Below are 17,284 nucleotides of genomic sequence, written 5' to 3' on the forward strand. Positions count from 1 at the left end.
AGCCTGCGGACCCTGACCGGTTGCGTCACCTGACCTCCCGAGCGCCAATCGAACGTGATCAGCACCATCCAACCGGCAGCAGCGTCCTACGCGCCAACCCGGTGATCGTTTCCGGTCACAGCACTAGGAAGTGTGACCTCAGCCCAGCATCCATCGAGCGTCTACCAGAGTCCGGCCGAAGTATTGGTCAGGATCACCGGAGGGTCACCCTTCCGGCTCTGACATGGGATCTTCGGCAGGTGGAGGCGGGAATGACGAACAGCGGAGCGGGCTGGGCTCACCGGGCCCTAATGGCGGGGCCCTGGCCTGCACAGCCGCGCGGCGACTGGCCGCCAAGGCGCTGTACATCGGCTACGCGCCGTGGTGGCCGCTCTCACGGCGTCCCCTGGCTGAACCGCGAGCTCGATGAACCAAGCCACGGATGGACCTGGGCGCCGCCCCACGGAGCGCCCAGGCGGCCGTCGGGGTCAGTCGGCGGTGCCGGTGAGCTCGTTCGAGGGCTGGGGCAGGGAGGTGGTCTTGATGACCTTCCCGGAGGTGAAGTCGATCGCGTGCACCTGCTCGCCCTCCGACCGCCAGGCCATGACCTGCAGCCCGGCCGATGACGGCCCAGGGCATCATTTGTCATATCTGACCTTGGACTCGCTTGGATTCAAGTTAGTGTGACCCTCGTGAATACGATCACGACAGGCACCTGCGCGCTGGTTCTGGCATTGCTTGGATGGGGTGAAGCAGAGCACTGGCGTGCGTCCAAACGTCGGCTCGGTTCCGCCGCACCTGGGCATGGGACGAGCGAAGCTGTTGTCGTGCTCGGGTTCCGCAACCGAGGAAACCGGATCAACGCAGTGAATCGGTGGCGCGTTCGTGCCGGGCTGCGATCACTCGACAGGGCGGAGGGCCGTCTCGTCCTGAGCGGAGGCCCGGCGGGTGGCGATCGACCGGAAGCGGAACTGATGGCGAACTATGCACGCGGGATATGTAGATACCGTGGCGAGCTGCTTGTCGAAACCGAAAGCCGCTCTACCTGGGAGAACGTCAGGAATGTCATACCGCTGATCGAAGACGCGGACAGCATCAAGATTGTTTCCCATTCCCTGCACGCCGAGAAGGCGCGTGCATACCTCTGGCGACAGCGCCCCGACCTCGCGACCCGCCTGGTAAGAGCGCGAGATTACCGCCTCGGAGAGTGGATCCTGGTCAAGCCGGCCCTCGCGCTGCTCGGCCTGCGAAACCTGCGCCGGATGGCCAGGTCGTCGGTGGGGTAGATCCCGAACCGGTTGATGTGTTCGGTGAAGTAGGGCGAAAGCTTGCGCCGGCAGTTCGGCGGTCACCTTCCAGCCTTAGGCGATCAGCTCGTGGATCACCTCGGTCGTGGGTGGTCAGGATCCAGCCGAGTCGATAGTGATCCGATCGGCGAGTTGGGCCAGATCCCCGCACGAAACCATATTTCCGAGCGGGACACCATCCTGCAAGACTTCCTTCACCTACAACCGCCACCGATGCCATACCGCACTGGCGGCCACCCACCGATCACCACGTTAACAACGCTGGAGTCAATACAATGAGCGGCCCATTGCAGTGAGCGAGTGCGATTCGGGTCCTGTTCGCCTTCAGCACCGCTTACCGGGTCCGTGTTCACAATGCCATGGTCTGCACCGTCGGTTTTCTCATGTGGCAGGAGGAGATGCTCCGCGTCACAGCGGCAGGGCGGATGGTGACGGTGCTCGTTGGCGCACAGGAGGCGGTGGCGGCCGGAGCGGCGGGGTCAGAGCGAGCGGCAACGATCCCGCCGATCAATCCGGTGACGCCCAGCGCACCCAGCGCACCCAGGGCGGTCAAAGCGCTGCGACGTGGAACGCCAGATCGCGGGGTGGCGGGCGCCTTGGTCGGCGTGCCGGCGCCGGATTCGGGGGAAGGTTCGGCCGGGGCGGAGCCTGGTCGGTCGTGGTCGGGCATGAGTATCCTCCGGGATCGGTCTGTACTGTGCCGGTGAGGGTTCTGTGCCGGAATCGGCTTGGCCAGCTGGCCGGTTCGTTCAGTGCGATCATCCGCGTTCCGGGGATGATCGCTGTCGCCTCGGGCGAGGGCGGCCGGGTCTCGGCCGCCATGCCACGAATTGGGACATCCTTGCTCGGTCGGCCTTGGTCAGAGCTTGGCGCGCGCACCGCGGCGCCACACGGCCTGGATGTTCAGGGTGTCGGAGATGGTGGTGGTGGGATCGCCCTGAACCAGGAGCAGGTCGGCGCGCATGCCTTCGGCGATGCGCCCGCGGTCGCGGAGGTCGAACCGGCGGGCGGGCACGGAGGTGGCGGCGGACAGTGCCTCGGTGGGGCTGAGACCGGCCTTCACGAGCATCTGCAGTTCGTGGTGGACGCTCGCACCATGAGCGAGTCCACCGAGGTACGGCACCGCCACGGAGGCGTCGGTGCCGACAAGGATGTCCACGCCGGCGTCCCGCAGGGCTTTGACCGAGGCCAGGATGTCCGCGAGGTTGCCTTTCGGGTAACGGTTGAAGCTGCTGTTCAGGGTCGCCAGCCATTCCTTGCTCAGCCTGGAGCGCACTCGGGGGTCGGCGGAGAAGGTCTTGCCGGTGATGCCGATCATGGAGGCGTCCAGGACCACGCAGGGCACGACGAATGCGCCGGACTTCGCGATCTGGTCGATGATCTCGGGGGTGTGGGGCTTGTCCATGAACAGGTGCACGAGGCCGTCGATGCCGGCCTTGATCGCCATCCGGGTGGCGTCGATGGTCAGCGTGTGTGCGACGGTCAGCTTGCCGTGGCGGTGGGCTTCGGCGACCCCGGCGTCGAGGGTCGCCTGATTGAGCATCGGTAACCCCGGTTCCCCCAGGACCGTTCCGTCGTCGATCATGAATTTGATGTAGTCGGAGCCGCCCGCGATCAGTTTCGGAACGAAGGCGACCGCCTCTTCCGGCGTGGTGCAGAACGGCATGACAAAGTCCGCTCCATCCCCCTGGTCGCCGCCACCAGGGGGACCGTCGCCTGAGCCCTCGCCCTCGGGGAACAGCTCCTCGGGATGGCCGCCGGGAGGCGTGATGCCGAATCCCGCTGAACGAACGTCCGCCACGGCGTCGTTGTCGGTGATGTCCGCACGGTGGCCGGCGGTCAATCCTCCCTGCATCTCGAGCTCCGTCGTGACCCCGAATGTCAAGGCGAGTGCCAGAGACTCGATCGAGGTGTGCACATGCGTGTCGAACAGGCCCGGCAGCAGCGTCATGCCGCGCGCGTCGATGGTCTCAGAACACTCCGCGACCGGCCGCGACGGACCGGCGCCGTGATCGCGTGGGCCGTCGACAGCCAGGATCGTCGCTCCATCGATGACCACGGTCCCCGTGCCAAGGACGCGTTCGCCGTCGAAGATCCGCGCATTCGTGATGGCAGTAGCCATGGGGTCTCCCTTAGGCAAGCCGCGCGGGCGAGTCCCGCGCAGCCATATGCATGATGTAAAGCACATGCATGACCTAAAGCATACATATTGGAGCTGAGAACACGCTGAGAACGGGGGCGAGGTCGGCTGTCACGGCACGTCGTTCTGGCCTAGGGCACTGGTCGCATCGGCGTACTTGAGCAGCAGGCGTGCGAACTCCAGTCTTTCCCACGCAGGCCAGTCCTTGGTGATGTGCTCGAACGCCTGCCGGTGTTGACTGCGATATCGGTCACGCAGCACGATGCCCTCCCCGGTGAGGCGCACCACGGTCCGTCGCCCGTCATGCTGGGAAGCCGCCCGCTCCAGGTAGCCACGGGAGATCATGTCCGAGACGATCCGGCTGGCGACCGACGCGTCGAAGCCGAGCTGCTCGGCGATACCACCGACCGTCATCTCACCCGCCGCCTCATCAATGGCGTTGATGATCAGGTTCCGGGACAAGTCCTTACGATCGAACTGCTGTTCTTCGGTCTTCACCAGATGCGTACGCCGCCGAAGCCGTGCGAACGCCACACCGACCGAGTTGAGTAGTTCGTCATCAGCCGACCGAGATCCGTCTACCACGCTCTCAGCCTAGTCCCGATGTACGGACCGTTTCGGTGAGGTTCGCCTGCTGAGCACCCCTTGGGCGAGCTCTGCAGGGGGGGAGCGGTCCCGAGCTCGCGTCCCGGTGGAAGTCGTAGAAATGTCGCAGGACGCTCTCGCTGTGGCCTCGCGTCGTCGGCGCGTACTTGGGGGCCTGGCCTGGGCTTGCCCGTCACTGGGTTCTGCCGGGCCGGTGTCGCGGCCCGGTCCGAGGACGTCGGCTTGTCGTCGCTTGTCGGCGAACTGGATCCAGGTGGAGAAGTCGCGGGCCTCGGTTCGGGTCGCCTGACCCCACAGGACATCAACGGCCCACAGGAAACTTCTCTGTACTACCCAAGGCGACACGCCGACGAGGCAGAGTCGCAGGCACGCGACTGGCCTCGAGGGGTCGCCGTAGTATCCCCCTGGGCGTCATGCGGGCACCCAATCGCGCGAAGCGATCTGGCACGCACCCGCGCCGCCCTCGTCCGGGGTCCGTCTCGCCTACCAGGCCGGCGGGGTGATCACAGCTCACAGGACGAGGATGAGCTTGCCGCCGGGTCGGCGGGATTGGCTGAGTTCGGCCGCTTCCTGGATCTGGTCGAGCGTGTAGGTGCGGGCGACTGGTATGACCAGGATGCCTTCGCCGGCGAGCCGGGCGAACTCGTCCATCCGGTCGTAGCGGATCTCGGTGGTGATCCGGGCGCCCAGATCGGCCGCGGCGGCGAAGTCCGAGACGGTGAGGACACGATCGGGGTCACCGGTCAGCTCGATCAGGGTCGGCAGTGAGCCGCCGGCCGGGCTGGGCTGGTCGGCGCGGTCGATCCGGCCGCCGGTCGGCGCCGTGTCCAGGGCGCGGTCGACGTGGCCTCCGGACAGTGTCCTGATGCGTTCGGCCATGCCGTCGCCGTAAGCGGTGACCTGGGCACCGATCTCTTCCAGTGCTGCTGCACGGGTCTGCCCAGCGGTGGCCATTACCCGAATACCACGGTGCAGCGCGAAGCGCACCGCCGCTTCGCCCACGGTGCTGCCCGCGCCGTGGACGAGCAGCAGCTCGCCCGGCTGGACCCCGAGGTCGTCGAGCGCGCGCCAGGCCGTCTCGGCCGCCATCGGCAGCGCGGCGGCCTGCTCGGCGGTTACGCCTTCGGGGATGCGTGCCCAGGCCGGCATCAGCGTGTACTCGGCGGCGCCGGCCGTCTGGCCGTCGAAGGTGGCCGGGCCGAACACGCGGTCGCCGATCCGGACTCCGCTGACGCCCGCACCGAGCGCGTCGACGGTGCCCGCGACCTCGAGGCCGAGCCCGCGCGGCAGCGGCGGCAGATGATCGGCGAGCAGACCGTCGACGAGGTGCCAGTCGGCCGGTGTCAGGCCGCACGCCCGCACGGCGATCCGGATCTGGCCAGGTTCCGGCTCCGGCCGAGGGACGTCACGGAGCACGATCACGTCCGGGGAGCCGAACCGATCGAATTGAAGAGCCTTCATGGCACCCTCTCCTGCGATGACAGCATCTGTTGTCGCTTACCTTACATCGTGACAACAGATGCTGTTGTCGTACGCTGGTGCGTATGCCTAGATGGGAATCCGACGCACAGGGCCGGCTCGAGCGCGCGGCACTCGAGTTGTTCGAGTCGCAGGGATTCGAGCGCACCTCGGTCGCGCAGATCGCGGGTGCCGCCGGCCTGAAGGAGCGCTCGTTTTACCGCTACTTCCCCGACAAGCGGGAAGTCCTCTTCGCCGGCGACGAGCTCGAGGCACACCTCGTCGCCCAGGTCGAGGCGGCCGACCCGGGCCTCACACCGATCGAGGTGCTGCTGAGCGCGCTGGGAACCGCTGAGGAGATCTTCCGCCCGCGCGAGTTCCTGTTGCGCCGGGGCCGAGTGATCGCCGCCAACCCGGCACTGGCCGAGCGCGACCTGATCAAGCTCGCCGACATCGCCGACGCGCTGGCGCCGGCGCTCGAGCGCCGCGGCGTTGAGCCCGGCAAGGCACGCTTCATCATCGACGTGGTCCTGTCGATCCACCGGCGTGCCATGCCCCGCTGGCTGGCCGAGCCGGACACCACCCTTTCCCGGCTCATGGCCCAGGCCGTCGCCGAGCTTCGCGAGGCGGTCATGCCGTCGGCTCCGACGACCCGCCGCCAAGGAAAGCCTCTCGACTGAGCCGTCCCGCAAACGATCGAGCGCGGACCTGTCCGACGACAAGGTCGCCGCAGTCCGTGATCTGGAAGCCGGCGGGCAGCGGGAGCGGGCAGCGATGGTCGGCGACGGCATCAACGGCGCCCCCGCCCTGGCCGCCGTCACACACCGGGGTCGCCATAGACGGCGCCGGCTCCGACCTGACCCTGCAGAACGCCGATGCCGTCGTCGTCGACGGAAGTCCTGCTGGCGTTTCGTGACCGGTGGGAGGCCGTCGAGGATCGATTGTTCTCCTGGCCCGCCTGGGATGCCGCTTGTGTGCTGCTCGGATTCGTGAGCGATGACTTCTTCGGCGATGTGCGCGCCTGGATCATCCGTCACGGACGCGCGGCGGTGGATCGGATCGCGGCTGACCCTGGCCGAACCGGCCCACGATGACTCAGTCGAGAAGGACCTTGGCCCGGCCGTGGACAGGGCAGCACAGCCGCTCGGCCGAGCAGGCGGCGTCCGAGCGCAGCCATGGCGACACATCCACCGCCGGCACGAGCCGCCCCTCCGGCCAGCGCGGTAACGGCAACCTGGCCAGTACATTGCACAGGTGCTCCACGTCGATCCGGCCGTGGCTGAGCCCGCTGTACAAGGCGCCGTGGCCGCGCCGGTACTCCGGTGACAAGGTCAGGCCCACTGGTGAGCGCACCGGCCCCGGCGCGCACAACAGCACGTCGGTCAGCTCGAACAACGCATCGGCCCGCCTGGTCAGGCAGGCGTGGACATCGTTTCGGAACCGGGACAGCACTTTGGAGGACTCGACACAGGCGGCATCGTTCAGCCGACTCACCCTCACGGCCTTGTAGCGATCGGCAGCGACTCGACACCGCACATGATCACTCAAGGCCGTCTTGCTGTCCGCGAAACGATCAACTCGCCGCTCGGTATGACAATCCGGAGGATAAAGACCAAGCCAAGGGTGTGCCATCCCAAGAAACCTTGACGAAGGCGGGCCGGGCCCTCATCCGGCAAGTTCGGCCGCCTTTATGATGCCCAACAGATGGCAGCGTCTCCGTGTCCGCCCTCAGGCATTGCCGAGCGATCATCGTCGGGTCGTCGTGCTCCTATCGGGCCGGCTCCTCTGGAACGAAGATCCACATGATGACGTAAACCACCCACAGCGGGCCGGGGATAAGTGACAAAAGCAGCCACAGGATCCGTACGAACGTAGGCGGCAGGCCAGTCTTATCGGCGATACCGCCACAGACACCGGCCAGGATCCTGTGCTCTCGTGAGCGGTACATGATGCTCCTCCGTGGGCAACGGTCCACCTTTATAGTAGTCCGAGCCGCCGGTCAACTTCTGTTTGAAGCTGGGGCAGTGCGCGGTTCGCGGGTGCTGACATGGTGTTGTGGATACCACCTGAAGCGGCGACTTCATCAGCCAGAACCAGGTGACCTTGTCCATATATGGCCCGGAACGACCGAACCGCTGATCCGGTCATAGGTATTGGATGGCCGGCGGAGGGGCGCTTGGCATCGGATCTTCGTGCCAGTCACGGTGACACGGGCGAGCCCGGTCAGCCGTCGAGCTGAGCCACCTCGATCACCTGGAGTTGCCCCGTGAGTTCCCGCACGGTGGCCGCCCAGCGCGCGCGGCGTCCACCGTAAGGATGGGACAGCCGCGGAGCGCTGCCCGAAGCACGGTCTGCACGTCCCACAGTTCGTGGTCGCCGTGCGGTTCGCTGCGCATCGCGCCCAGGTCGGCGGCGTCGTCGTACTCGGCGAGCCCGGCGAAGGTCGCCGAGTCGAGCCGGCCGATTCCTCGCATCAGCGCGAGCTGGTCATCGGTGGCGGCGTCCACGATGGCGCCGGTGACGGCCAGCGCCGGAACGACGATGGTCATGTCCGCGGCGTCGAGGACTTGGAGGAGCGCGACCACGTCGCTGTCGCCGCGCCCTGCCTCGATGAGGAGTCTGGTGTCGAGTACGTAGCCGTCAGAGGGCATTCAGGATCTCCCAGAATCTGGAAAGCCCGAGAAGAACTAGCCAACGCCATCTTCGAATCGTGGACCTCTGGCACGCCAGCGGCGAGACGGCCTGGCAGAGCTGTAAGTTCCGGCGGTAAATGGCCGGGATCTCCAGTGCAATGTGGCCGGACGTGATCCCGTGGCGGTACGAGTACGGCCCCGCCGTGGCGGGGCCGAGGTTGTCGATGTGGTGGGTCGCGAGTTCGAGGCGGGAGCCTCGCATGACGCCGATGATCAGGCTCTCCCGGGCGGCTTCGGCGCTCAGAGTGTGGACGAACGGCGCCGTACGATAAGCCCGTTCGCCCAGCTCACCGGCAGTAGGTGAAGGGTGGCGGCGGGGCGGGCCGTTTTGGTCAGGCGTTCGGGGGTGCCCGGTCTGGTGGCCGCGGCAAGGGGTCGGCGGTGGCCGGCACGCGTGGCCTGTCGCGATCGGGTTTTCGGGCCGGCCGGTTGTGGTGGCGCAGGCTTGCCGGCGGCGTCGCCGTACCGGCGACCATCGTCATGTGGTGTCGGTTTGTGGGTGATCGGTGGGAAGTGCGGCGCCGCAGGTGTTCGGCGGCCTACGATCGGGTCCTGGCCGATTCTGTGGTGTGGTGGGAGGGCGTGTGGCGGAGCTTGGGCTGCAGGAGGCGATCGAGCAGATCCGTCAGGAGCTGCGGGAGGCGATCGCCGCGGGCGGTGATGCGGAGATCCAGTTCCCTGTCGGGGAGGTGACGCTGGAGTTCCAGGTCGGGCTGACCAAGACCGGCGAGGGCAGTGGCAAGGTCAATGTATGGGTGCTGGAAGCCGGCGTCGGCGGCAAGGTCGAGCACGACCGGGTGCAGAAGGTGACCGTCGTCCTGCAGCCGCCAGTCGATCCGCACGGTAACCCGGTCAAGGTATCCCGTCACTCGTCCGCCAAGCCGGGTTAGCCAAGGGGGCAGCCGTGCTGGTGGCGATCCAGGACCGGTTCGTCGAGGTCATCGCCGAGGTCACCGTTGGCCGCGGCTCGGGGACCCGGACGGAGTGGCAGGTCGCCTCGGGTTTCCTGATCGACGGCCGCCACGTTCTGACCTCGTTGCACGCCGTCGCCGACGGCGACATCGAGGTCCGGCGCGCCATCCCCTGGCCCGACGGCCCGAAGACGAGCTGGCGGGCGCGCGTGCTGCTGCGCGGAGATGTCGGGCACGCGGATCTGGCCGTGCTGGAGGTCACCGAGGACACACCGACGGAGATCGGGCTGCTGCCGATGATCGGGTTCGCGCGCGTCGCCGATCGTACGGAGCGGCTGGAGGTGGTCGAAGACTGCGGCGCGGTGGGGTTCCCACGGTTCCTGGAGCGCGGTCACGGCGCGACGGCGGTCCGGCAGGCCGCCCAGGTCAGTGGCAGGATCCCGGTCTCGCAGCGGCCGGGGCCGGGCCTGCTCACCCTGCAGACCGGGCATCGGCCCGAGGGGCCGCCGCTGCCGGCGGCCGGAACGACGCTGGCCGGGTCGGTCTGGTCGGGCATGTCCGGGTCGGCGGTGCTGGCCGGCGACTGCGTGGTCGGGGTGGTGTCGGAACACGCGCCGCGTCAGGGCACCTCGGATCTCACCATCGTGCCGATCACCCTGATCAACACCCTCCCCGACCGTGATGCCTGGTGGGAGATGCTCGGCACCCGTCCTGGCCTGCTGCGCACGCTGCCCGCGGCGGGCGGCGGCAGGGGGTGGGCCGACGGCTGTCCCTATCAGGGGCTGGCGCCGTTCGGCCCGGAGCAGGCGGTCCTGTTCCACGGGCGGGGCCAGGCCACCGCCCGGCTGCAGGCGATGGTCACCGCCGAGCGCCCGGACGGCGGTCTGATCATGGTGACCGGCGCCTCCGGGGCGGGCAAGTCCTCGCTCCTGCATGCCGGGCTGCTGCCCGCCCTGACCGCCGCCTCCGGCGACCCCAGCGGGTGCTCGTCGTGGCCGCAGGTGCGCTTCACCCCCTCCGAGCAGCCGCTGCAGAAGCTGGCCACACAGCTGGCGGTGCGGTGCGGCGCCGACCCCGACGTGGTGCTGGGCGAACTGCGCGCCGACCCGGCCCAGGCCCGGGCGCGGGCCCGGCAGGCGCTGGCCGCCGAGGCGATCCGCCGCGGCCAGTTGGGCGGGTCCGGCGAGCCCCCGCGGCGGCTGATCATGGTGGTGGACCAGTTCGAGGAGCTGTTCACCTCCTCCTTCAGCGGGCACGCCGAGGAGGTGGCCGCGTTCGTGGCCGCGCTGGATGCGATCGCCACCCCATCCGGCCCGCCAGGTCCGGGTATGGAGGCGGCCGGCCGGAAGGACACGGACCGTCACGATCGGGAGCCGGCCGGGATCGTGGTGCTGGCGGTGCGCGGCGACTACATCGACCGGTGCGCCGCACATCCGGCGCTGGCGCGGGCGCTGGAGGGGCGAGCGTTCGTGCTGGGCCCGATGAGTGAGCCGGAACTGCGCCGCGCGATCACCGGACCGGCCGCGGCGGCCGGGCTGCGCCTCCAGGACGGCCTGGCCGAGCAGGTGGTGCGCGACCTCATCGCCCACACCCGGGCCACCGCGGACGGGGCGGCGGGTGGCAGGTCGGTGGTGGGGGCGCTGCCACTGCTGTCGATGGCGATGGTGCGCACCTGGAACAACCGCCACGACGGACATTTGACCCTGCACGGCTACGACCGCTCCGGTGGCGTCGCCTCCGCTGTGGAGGACGCCGCCGAGGACGCCTACCGCGATCTTTCTCCGCGGCAGCGGGAGGCCGTCCAAGGGGTCTTGCTGGCGCTGACCCTCATCGGCGCCGACGGGCAGCCCGTGCGGCAGCGCGCGACCGTCGGTGAGCTGACCGCCCGCTGCGAGCGGGCCGAGCCCGAGGTGGTCCGCCAGGTCGTGACGGCCTTCACCCGCGCCCGGCTGATGGTGACCGGTTCCGCACCACCCGCCCCCGCACCCGCCGACGCATCGGGCACCTCCGTCTCCACCGCTGCGAGCAGCGATTCCACCACGGTGGCGGTAGATCTCCCGGCAAGGCGGGCGGACCCGGTCGGGGCCGGCACCGTCGAACTCGCCCACGACGTCCTGCTGAGCGCCTGGCCGCGCCTGCGCACCTGGCTGGCCGAAAACCAAGCCGACCGCCGGCTGCACGGCGAGATCTGCCAGGACGCCACCGAATGGCAGCAGACCGGCCAGGACGCGTCGTTCCTCTATCGCGGCACCCGGCTGGAAACGGCCCAGCACGCTGCGGCGGGCTGGCACGCCGACCCCGGCCGCCATCTCAAGCTGCCCGAGACCGCCACCGCCTTCCTGCACGCCGGCGCCCGGGCCGCCACCCGCAACCGGCGCCGCTGGCGGGCCCTGTTCTCCGCCCTGGCCGGACTCCTGGTCATCGCGGTCATCGCCGCGGTAGTTGCCGCGTACCTCGCGCAGGACGCGGCTCGGAAAAGCACCGCGGCACTCTCCAGCGAGATAGCCGCCTGGAGCCAATCATGGCCCAACGACGACCCGCTGACGTCGGCCCGCCTGGCAGCGGCGGCATGGGCGATTGCCCAGACCGGCGACGCCCGAGCGAGCATGTCCGCGTTACTCAGCCGCCCTGCGCGAGGCGTCCTTAAAGGCCACACCGGCATCGTGTCCTCGGTAGCGTTCAGCCCGGACGGCACCCGCCTGGCCACCGCAGGCAACGACGCAACGGTGCGGATATGGGATGCGGACGCCGGCCGCCAAATCGGCGCCCCCATCACCGGCCACACCGGCCAGGTGGTCTCGGTGGCGTTCAGCCCGGACGGCACCCGCCTGGCCACCGCAGGCAACGACGCGACAGTGCGGATATGGAATACGGCCACCGGCCGCACGATCCGCACCCTCACCGGCCACACCGACATCGTGTCCTCGGTCGCGTTCAGCCCGGACGGCACCCGCCTGGCCACCGCAGGCAACGACGCGACAGTGCGGATATGGAATACGGCCACCGGCCGCACGATCCGCACCCTCACCGGCCACACCGACATCGTGTCCTCGGTGGCGTTCAGCCCGGACGGTAAGCGCCTGGCCACCGGCGGCGACGACGAAACGGTGCGGATATGGGATGCGGCCACCGGCCGCACGATCCGCACCCTCACCGGCCACACCGACCCGGTGAACTCGGTCGCGTTCAGCCCGGACGGTAAGCACCTGGCCACCGCAGGCAACGACGAAACGGTGCGGATATGGGATGTGGACACCGGCCACCAAATCCGCGCCCCCATCACCGGCCACACCGACATCGTGTCCTCGGTGGCGTTCAGCCCGGAAGGTAAGCGCCTGGCCAGCGGTGGCTGGGACTCGACGGTGCGGATATGGGATGCGGCCACCGGCCGCACGATCCGCACCCTCACCGGCCACACCGACATCGTGTCCTCGGTAGCGTTCAGCCCGGACGGTAAGCGCCTGGCCAGCGCCGGCTACGACGAAACGGTGCGGATATGGAATACGGCCACCGGCCGCACGGTCCGCACCCTCACCGGCCACACCGATCCGGTGAACTCGGTCGCGTTCAGCCCGGACGGTAAGCGCCTGGCCAGCGCCGGCGACGACGCGACGGTGCGGATATGGGATGCGGCCACCGGCCGCCAAATCCGCGCCCCCATCACCGGCCACATCGGCGTGGTGTGGTCGGTGGCGTTCAGCCCGGACGGTAAGCGCCTGGCCACCGGCGGCGACGATAAGACGGTGCGGATATGGGATGTGGACACCGGCCGCCAGCTCGGCGCCCCCCTCACTGGCGACACCGACCCGGTGGTCTCGGCGGCGTTCAGCCCGGACGGCACCCGCCTGGCCACCGCCGGCTACGACGCGACGGTGCGAATATGGAATGCGGACACCGGCCGCCAAATCGGCGCCCCCCTCACCGGCCACACCGACCCGGTGGTCTCGGCGGCGTTCAGCCCGGACGGCACCCGCCTGGCCACCGCCGGCGACGATAAGACGGTGCGGATATGGGATGTGGACACCGGCCGCCAGCTCGGCGCCCCCCTCACTGGCGACACCGACCCGGTGAACTCGGCGGCGTTCAGCCCGGACGGTAAGCGCCTGGCCACCGCCGGCGACGATAAGACAGTGCGGATATGGAACGTCGCCTTGCCGACTGATCTTCCTCATCTTCTTCGAGCGGTCTGTAGCATCGCGGTTCGTCCGTTCACGCCTCAGGAATGGCAGCAGTACATCCCCAATGCGCCATACCGGCCTAGCTGTCCCGCTACTGAAAGCCGCCTTCAGGCAGCGGAATTGTATTTCGCATTATCTGTCACACCCAGGCCCGCGCGGGCCGCGTCCGCCCAGCCGAGCGGGCCGGCGGACAAACCGTCGCCGGAGCCGTCGAGACGTTCCTCGACTCTCTCGACGTCGCCACCACCCGCCTCGGCTACGCCCGAACCCTGGCCCGGCTGGCCGCCGCCGGGCCGAACCACCCGGTCGCCGACCTCTGCTGCGACCATTACGTCGCGGTGATGACGATGTGGGGGGCACGGCGCTCGGCGAGAGCTGCCGCATGGCGATGACAGCGGTATGGTCGGCGACGAACCAGGGCCAGAACCTCAAGCCGCCCTGTGTAGCCCGCCTTCACCAGGATGTGAGCGAAGGCGGTCGCCACGGCGTTGACGACCTCCAGCCAGAAGCGCGCCGCCGGATGGTCGTCATCCCCGCCGATGGTCATCTGGCCGAGGGCGGGGCCCACCCTCCAGAGCAGCTCGATAGATCCCTCGCGCCGGGACACCTGGAACCCTCCGGTCCCCGTCGTCTTCGCAGCAGGGAACCCGGCCCACCAGGTATGCAGGACAGTGGCCCGGCTCACCTGCGGCGGTGCACCGCCTCCATCCGGGCCACACCCGCGGCGAGGCCGTCTTTGTGCCTTCTCGCGTATTCGGTCGCCCATTATAAAGCCCGGCAGAAGACGCCGTACGTTACCCCCATGAGCGCCGATAACGTCGATGATCACGCGCAGTTCCGTCCTGCACGCCTGGCCGTGACCCCCCTCCGGCCGGCCGCCTGATCTCCGCCGTCGGAATGACCAAGGTGGTCATCACCAACGAAAGCGGCAATGCCATGTCTCTGCCTTCGCCCGTCTTCGATGTCCGCCGCAGCGGCGGTCGGCAGTCCGATACGTACCTGATCGGCGGCGACCTGCCCAACTGTCGTGAGGAGCCCTCCCGGACTCCTTCGACTACAAGGGTGCCGAGTGCGATCGGCCTCGCCTCGTCGTACACCACCCTCGGGGAGGTCCGCCACGACGACCCGCCCTACGGCAAGGAACTCCGCAGCATCTTCGATGACGACCCCAAGCCGAAGTTCAACAAGTACTACAACCTCGGAGCGATCACCTGGCACTGAATTGCCACAGCAGCAAGCGGTTTTCAGCTGTCTCACGCTGACCAGGAATCGGCCCCGCGTAGCCGGCGACCGGGCTGCCCGCCGGTCCTCATGAGGCGTTCGCGCCGCTCCTCACCACTCGCCGTGGGCCGTGGTCAGTACGCGAACGTGCGATCCACCGCGTCCAGGACGCGGTCCAGGTCGGGCAGGTAGTGCTCCTCCAGCCGCGCCGGCGGGTACGGCGTGGCCGCCCCGCCCACCCGGATCACCGGGGCCTCCAGCCGGTAGAAGCACTCCTCGGTGACCCGGGCGGCCAGCTCGGCGCCGAACCCGCAGAAGACGGGGGCCTCATGAACCACCACGCACCGCCCGGTGCGCCGCACCGACGCGACGATCGCCGGCACGTCCAGCGGGTTGAGCGAGCGGAGGTCCACGACCTCCAGCGAACGGCCGTCCTCCCGGGCCGCGGCGGCGGCCTCCAGGCAGGTCTTCACCATCGGCCCGTACGCGAGCAGGGTGACGTCGGTGCCCGGCAGCACGACCCGCGCCCGGTCGAACGGCGGCGCGGCGGAGGGGTCGATCTCCGCCTTGTCCCAGTAGCGCCGCTTGGGCTCGAAGAAGATGACCGGGTCGTCGCAGCGGATCGCCTGCTGGATCATCGCGTAGGCGTCCGCCGGGTTGGAGCAGGCCACCACCCGAAGGCCCGCGGTGTGCGCGAAGTACGCCTCGGGCGACTCGCTGTGGTGCTCCACCGCCCCGATGCCGCCGCCGCACGGGATGCGGACCACCACCGGCAGCCTGACCGCGCCGAGCGAGCGCATCGGCATCTTGGCGAGCTGGGTGATGATCTGGTCGGCGGCCGGGAACACGAAACCGTCGAACTGGATCTCGCACACCGGCCGGTACCCGCGCAGCGCCAGCCCGATGGCGGTGCCCACGATGCCCGACTCGGCCAGCGGGGTGTCGATCACCCGGTCCTCGCCGAAGTCCTTCTGCAACCCGTCCGTGACCCGGAACACGCCACCGAGCCTGCCGACGTCCTCGCCCATGACCAGGACCTTCGGGTCGTCCTCCATGGCCTTGCGCAGGCCCTCGTTGATCGCCCTGCCCAGGCTGAGCGTGGTCATCGGGCCTCGCCTCCGGCCGCGTCGTCGTCGAATCCCGCCAGGTAGGCGGCGAACGCCGCACGCTCGGCCGCCAGCGGCCGGTGCGGCTCGGCGTAGACGTACTCGTAGATCGCCTCGGGTGCCGGGTCGGGCAGCGCGCGGCACCGCTCGCGCAGGTCCAGGGCGAGCGCGTCGCCCTCGGCCTCGATCTCGGCGAAGAAGTCCGGGCCGGCGTGCCCGTCACGCACGAGATGGGCCCGGACCCGCTCGATCGGGTCCTGACGCCGCCACTCGTCGACCTCCGCGGCGTCGCGGTAGCGGGTGGGGTCGTCGGAGGTGGTGTGCGCGCCCATCCGGTAGGTCAGCGCCTCGATCATGGTCGGACCGCGCCCCGAGCGGGCGTCGGCCAGCGCCTTGCGGGTCACCGCCAGGCAGGCGAACACGTCGTTGCCGTCCACCCGGACGCCCGGGATGCCGAAGCCCTCGGCTCGCCGGTAGAGGGGGACGCGGCTCTGCCGCTCCGTCGGCGCGGAGATCGCCCACTGGTTGTTCTGACAGAAGAACACGATCGGCGCGTTGAACACGCCCGCCCACACGAGCGCCTCGTTGACGTCGCCCTGCGAGGTCGCGCCGTCGCCGAAGTAGGCCAGCGTGGCGGCGTCGTCACCGCCGTCGCGCTGCACGCCCATCGCGTAACCGACGGCGTGCAGCGCCTGGCTGCCGATCACCAGCGTGTAGAGGTGGAAGTTGTGCCCGGCGGGATCCCAGCCGCCGTGAGTCGTCCCGCGGAACAGGCGGAGCAGGTTCAGCGGGTCCACTCCGCGGCACCAGGCGACGCCGTGCTCCCGGTAGGTCGGGAACACCATGTCCGCCGCGGCCAGCGCCCGCCCGGAGCCGACCTGCGCGGCCTCCTGGCCGAGCAGCGGCGCCCACAGGCCGAGCTCGCCCTGCCGCTGGAGCGAGGTGGCCTCCTGGTCCAGGCGCCGGACGATGACGAGGTCGCGGTAGAGCGAACGGGTCTCCTCCGGCGTGACGTCGAGGTCGTAGCCGGGGTGTTCCACCCGTTCGCCGTCCGGGGTGAGCAGTCGTACGAGGCTCATCCGCTACCTGACCAGGACCGCCACGAGCAGCACCGCCAGCACGAGCGGCGGCGTCACGGCGAGCGGGCCGGCGATCCGCGCCCAGCGGGCCACCCGCCCGCCCGCGCTCAGCCGCGCGACCAGCCGTTCCGCCCCGGCCAGCACCGTCCGCGCGGCGTAGACGACCGCCACGGCCGTCAGGGTCAGGGCCGCCGCACCGGCCACGGCCAGGGCGAGCAGGGCGAGTCCCGCCAGGACGGTCGCCACGCCGTTCACCCGCAGCGCGGTCCGGTCGTCGGGGTCGTCGCGGTCGCGGTACATCCGCAGCACACCCTCCCCCACCATGACGACGCCGAGCACGGTCGCCAGCACCCCGACGGTGATCCCCGGCCAGGCCGCCACCAGCACCGCCGCCGCGGTCCAGGCGAACCCGAGCAGGCCGTGCAGGGTGCGCCGCCGTACCGCGAACACGGCGGTGTACCACTCGCTGAAGGCGGAGACCAGCAGCGAGATGGCGATGATCACCCGGATGGTGGACATCGGGTCGGCCGACAGAGCGATCAGCAGGACGCCGGTCAGCACGTCGACCACGCCGAGCCGGATGTTCAACCACGGCGGGATTCGGGG

16 protein-coding genes are annotated in these 17,284 nt (G+C 69.4%); 6 read left to right on the forward strand and 10 right to left on the reverse strand.

What is annotated here, in order from left to right:
* The first annotated feature begins 671 nt into the window (after positions 1-671).
* On the forward strand, positions 672-1,265 hold the full coding sequence (locus tag ACH34R_RS41985; protein WP_397567198.1) for a YdcF family protein: 594 nt from the start codon (positions 672-674) through the stop codon (positions 1,263-1,265).
* A gap of 880 nt (positions 1,266-2,145) precedes the next feature.
* Here the strand turns inward: ACH34R_RS41985 and ACH34R_RS41990 are convergent.
* The 3 genes from ACH34R_RS41990 to ACH34R_RS42000 all read right to left on the reverse strand — a co-directional run bounded on the left by ACH34R_RS41990 (position 2,146) and on the right by ACH34R_RS42000 (position 5,493).
* Entirely contained in the window at positions 2,146-3,408 is a 1,263-nt protein-coding gene (locus ACH34R_RS41990) for an amidohydrolase family protein (RefSeq protein ID WP_397567199.1), read from the reverse strand.
* 129 nt (positions 3,409-3,537) lie between these two features.
* Positions 3,538-4,011, reverse strand: coding sequence for a MarR family winged helix-turn-helix transcriptional regulator (locus ACH34R_RS41995; protein ID WP_397567200.1), 474 nt, complete (start codon positions 4,009-4,011; stop codon positions 3,538-3,540).
* Positions 4,012-4,542: 531 nt separating this feature from the next.
* A complete protein-coding gene (locus ACH34R_RS42000; RefSeq protein WP_397567201.1) occupies positions 4,543-5,493 on the reverse strand; it encodes an NADP-dependent oxidoreductase in 951 nt (316 codons plus the stop codon).
* Positions 5,494-5,576: 83 nt separating this feature from the next.
* On the opposite strand from ACH34R_RS42000, the gene ACH34R_RS42005 reads away from it, so the two are divergent.
* Together ACH34R_RS42005 and ACH34R_RS42010 are read left to right on the forward strand one after the other, a co-directional pair.
* Positions 5,577-6,170, forward strand: coding sequence for a TetR/AcrR family transcriptional regulator (locus ACH34R_RS42005; RefSeq protein WP_397567202.1), 594 nt, complete (start codon positions 5,577-5,579; stop codon positions 6,168-6,170).
* Between the two features lie 195 nt (positions 6,171-6,365).
* The gene (locus ACH34R_RS42010; RefSeq protein WP_397567203.1) at positions 6,366-6,584 is read left to right on the forward strand and encodes a DUF4240 domain-containing protein; all 219 of its coding nucleotides are present in this window, start codon (positions 6,366-6,368) and stop codon (positions 6,582-6,584) included.
* A gap of 1 nt (position 6,585) precedes the next feature.
* Here the strand turns inward: ACH34R_RS42010 and ACH34R_RS42015 are convergent, their stop codons facing one another.
* The 3 genes from ACH34R_RS42015 to ACH34R_RS42025 form a co-directional block, all read right to left on the reverse strand.
* Complete coding sequence (locus ACH34R_RS42015; protein ID WP_397567204.1) at positions 6,586-6,984, reverse strand: transposase; 399 nt, start codon at positions 6,982-6,984, stop codon at positions 6,586-6,588.
* Between the two features lie 274 nt (positions 6,985-7,258).
* Positions 7,259-7,438 carry a PspC domain-containing protein gene (locus tag ACH34R_RS42020; RefSeq protein WP_111168830.1) on the reverse strand — a complete coding sequence of 60 codons (180 nt, stop codon included), beginning with the start codon at positions 7,436-7,438 and terminating at the stop codon, positions 7,259-7,261.
* 301 nt (positions 7,439-7,739) lie between these two features.
* Complete coding sequence (locus tag ACH34R_RS42025; RefSeq protein ID WP_397567205.1) at positions 7,740-8,141, reverse strand: hypothetical protein; 402 nt, start codon at positions 8,139-8,141, stop codon at positions 7,740-7,742.
* Positions 8,142-8,767: 626 nt separating this feature from the next.
* On the opposite strand from ACH34R_RS42025, the gene ACH34R_RS42030 reads away from it, so the two are divergent.
* Positions 8,768-9,073 carry a trypco2 family protein gene (locus ACH34R_RS42030; protein ID WP_397567206.1) on the forward strand — a complete coding sequence of 102 codons (306 nt, stop codon included), beginning with the start codon at positions 8,768-8,770 and terminating at the stop codon, positions 9,071-9,073.
* Positions 9,074-9,087: 14 nt separating this feature from the next.
* Complete coding sequence (locus ACH34R_RS42035) at positions 9,088-13,614, forward strand: AAA family ATPase (protein WP_397567207.1); 4,527 nt, start codon at positions 9,088-9,090, stop codon at positions 13,612-13,614.
* On the opposite strand, the gene ACH34R_RS42040 is transcribed toward ACH34R_RS42035, so the two are convergent.
* Positions 13,601-13,819, reverse strand: coding sequence for a hypothetical protein (locus ACH34R_RS42040; RefSeq protein ID WP_397567208.1), 219 nt, complete (start codon positions 13,817-13,819; stop codon positions 13,601-13,603). The genes ACH34R_RS42035 and ACH34R_RS42040 overlap by 14 nt on opposite strands.
* 515 nt (positions 13,820-14,334) lie before the next feature.
* Between ACH34R_RS42040 and ACH34R_RS42045 the strand changes: the two genes are divergently transcribed.
* Entirely contained in the window at positions 14,335-14,493 is a 159-nt protein-coding gene (locus tag ACH34R_RS42045; protein ID WP_397567209.1) for a hypothetical protein, read from the forward strand.
* Between the two features lie 134 nt (positions 14,494-14,627).
* Here the strand turns inward: ACH34R_RS42045 and ACH34R_RS42050 are convergent, their stop codons facing one another.
* The 3 genes from ACH34R_RS42050 to ACH34R_RS42060 are packed head-to-tail and all read right to left on the reverse strand — an operon-like array spanning position 14,628 to position 17,266.
* Positions 14,628-15,599, reverse strand: a complete 972-nt coding sequence (locus tag ACH34R_RS42050) for an alpha-ketoacid dehydrogenase subunit beta (RefSeq protein WP_397567210.1) — start codon at positions 15,597-15,599, stop codon at positions 14,628-14,630.
* On the reverse strand, positions 15,596-16,678 hold the full coding sequence (gene pdhA, locus ACH34R_RS42055) for a pyruvate dehydrogenase (acetyl-transferring) E1 component subunit alpha (RefSeq protein WP_397567211.1): 1,083 nt from the start codon (positions 16,676-16,678) through the stop codon (positions 15,596-15,598). The genes ACH34R_RS42050 and pdhA overlap by 4 nt, the downstream gene beginning before the upstream one ends.
* Before the next feature lie 3 nt (positions 16,679-16,681).
* Positions 16,682-17,266 carry a DUF308 domain-containing protein gene (locus ACH34R_RS42060; RefSeq protein WP_397567212.1) on the reverse strand — a complete coding sequence of 195 codons (585 nt, stop codon included), beginning with the start codon at positions 17,264-17,266 and terminating at the stop codon, positions 16,682-16,684.
* Positions 17,267-17,284 lie beyond the last annotated feature (18 nt).

The organism is Spongiactinospora sp. 9N601 (genome assembly GCF_044326295.1).
Lineage (GTDB): Bacteria > Actinomycetota > Actinomycetes > Streptosporangiales > Streptosporangiaceae > Spongiactinospora > Spongiactinospora gelatinilytica.

Excerpts from the sequence above, each read along its gene's own strand:
- pdhA (WP_397567211.1), bottom strand. The coding sequence starts at position 16,678 with ATGAGCCTCGTACGACTGCTCACCCCGGACGGCGAACGGGTGGAACAC.
- ACH34R_RS42020 (WP_111168830.1), bottom strand. The coding sequence starts at position 7,438 with ATGTACCGCTCACGAGAGCACAGGATCCTGGCCGGTGTCTGTGGCGGT.
- ACH34R_RS41990 (WP_397567199.1), bottom strand. The coding sequence starts at position 3,408 with ATGGCTACTGCCATCACGAATGCGCGGATCTTCGACGGCGAACGCGTC.
- ACH34R_RS42025 (WP_397567205.1), bottom strand. The coding sequence starts at position 8,141 with ATGCCCTCTGACGGCTACGTACTCGACACCAGACTCCTCATCGAGGCA.
- ACH34R_RS42050 (WP_397567210.1), bottom strand. The coding sequence starts at position 15,599 with ATGACCACGCTCAGCCTGGGCAGGGCGATCAACGAGGGCCTGCGCAAG.
- ACH34R_RS42010 (WP_397567203.1), top strand. The coding sequence starts at position 6,366 with ATGCCGTCGTCGTCGACGGAAGTCCTGCTGGCGTTTCGTGACCGGTGG.
- ACH34R_RS42005 (WP_397567202.1), top strand. The coding sequence starts at position 5,577 with ATGCCTAGATGGGAATCCGACGCACAGGGCCGGCTCGAGCGCGCGGCA.
- ACH34R_RS42040 (WP_397567208.1), bottom strand. The coding sequence starts at position 13,819 with ATGACCATCGGCGGGGATGACGACCATCCGGCGGCGCGCTTCTGGCTG.
- ACH34R_RS42000 (WP_397567201.1), bottom strand. The coding sequence starts at position 5,493 with ATGAAGGCTCTTCAATTCGATCGGTTCGGCTCCCCGGACGTGATCGTG.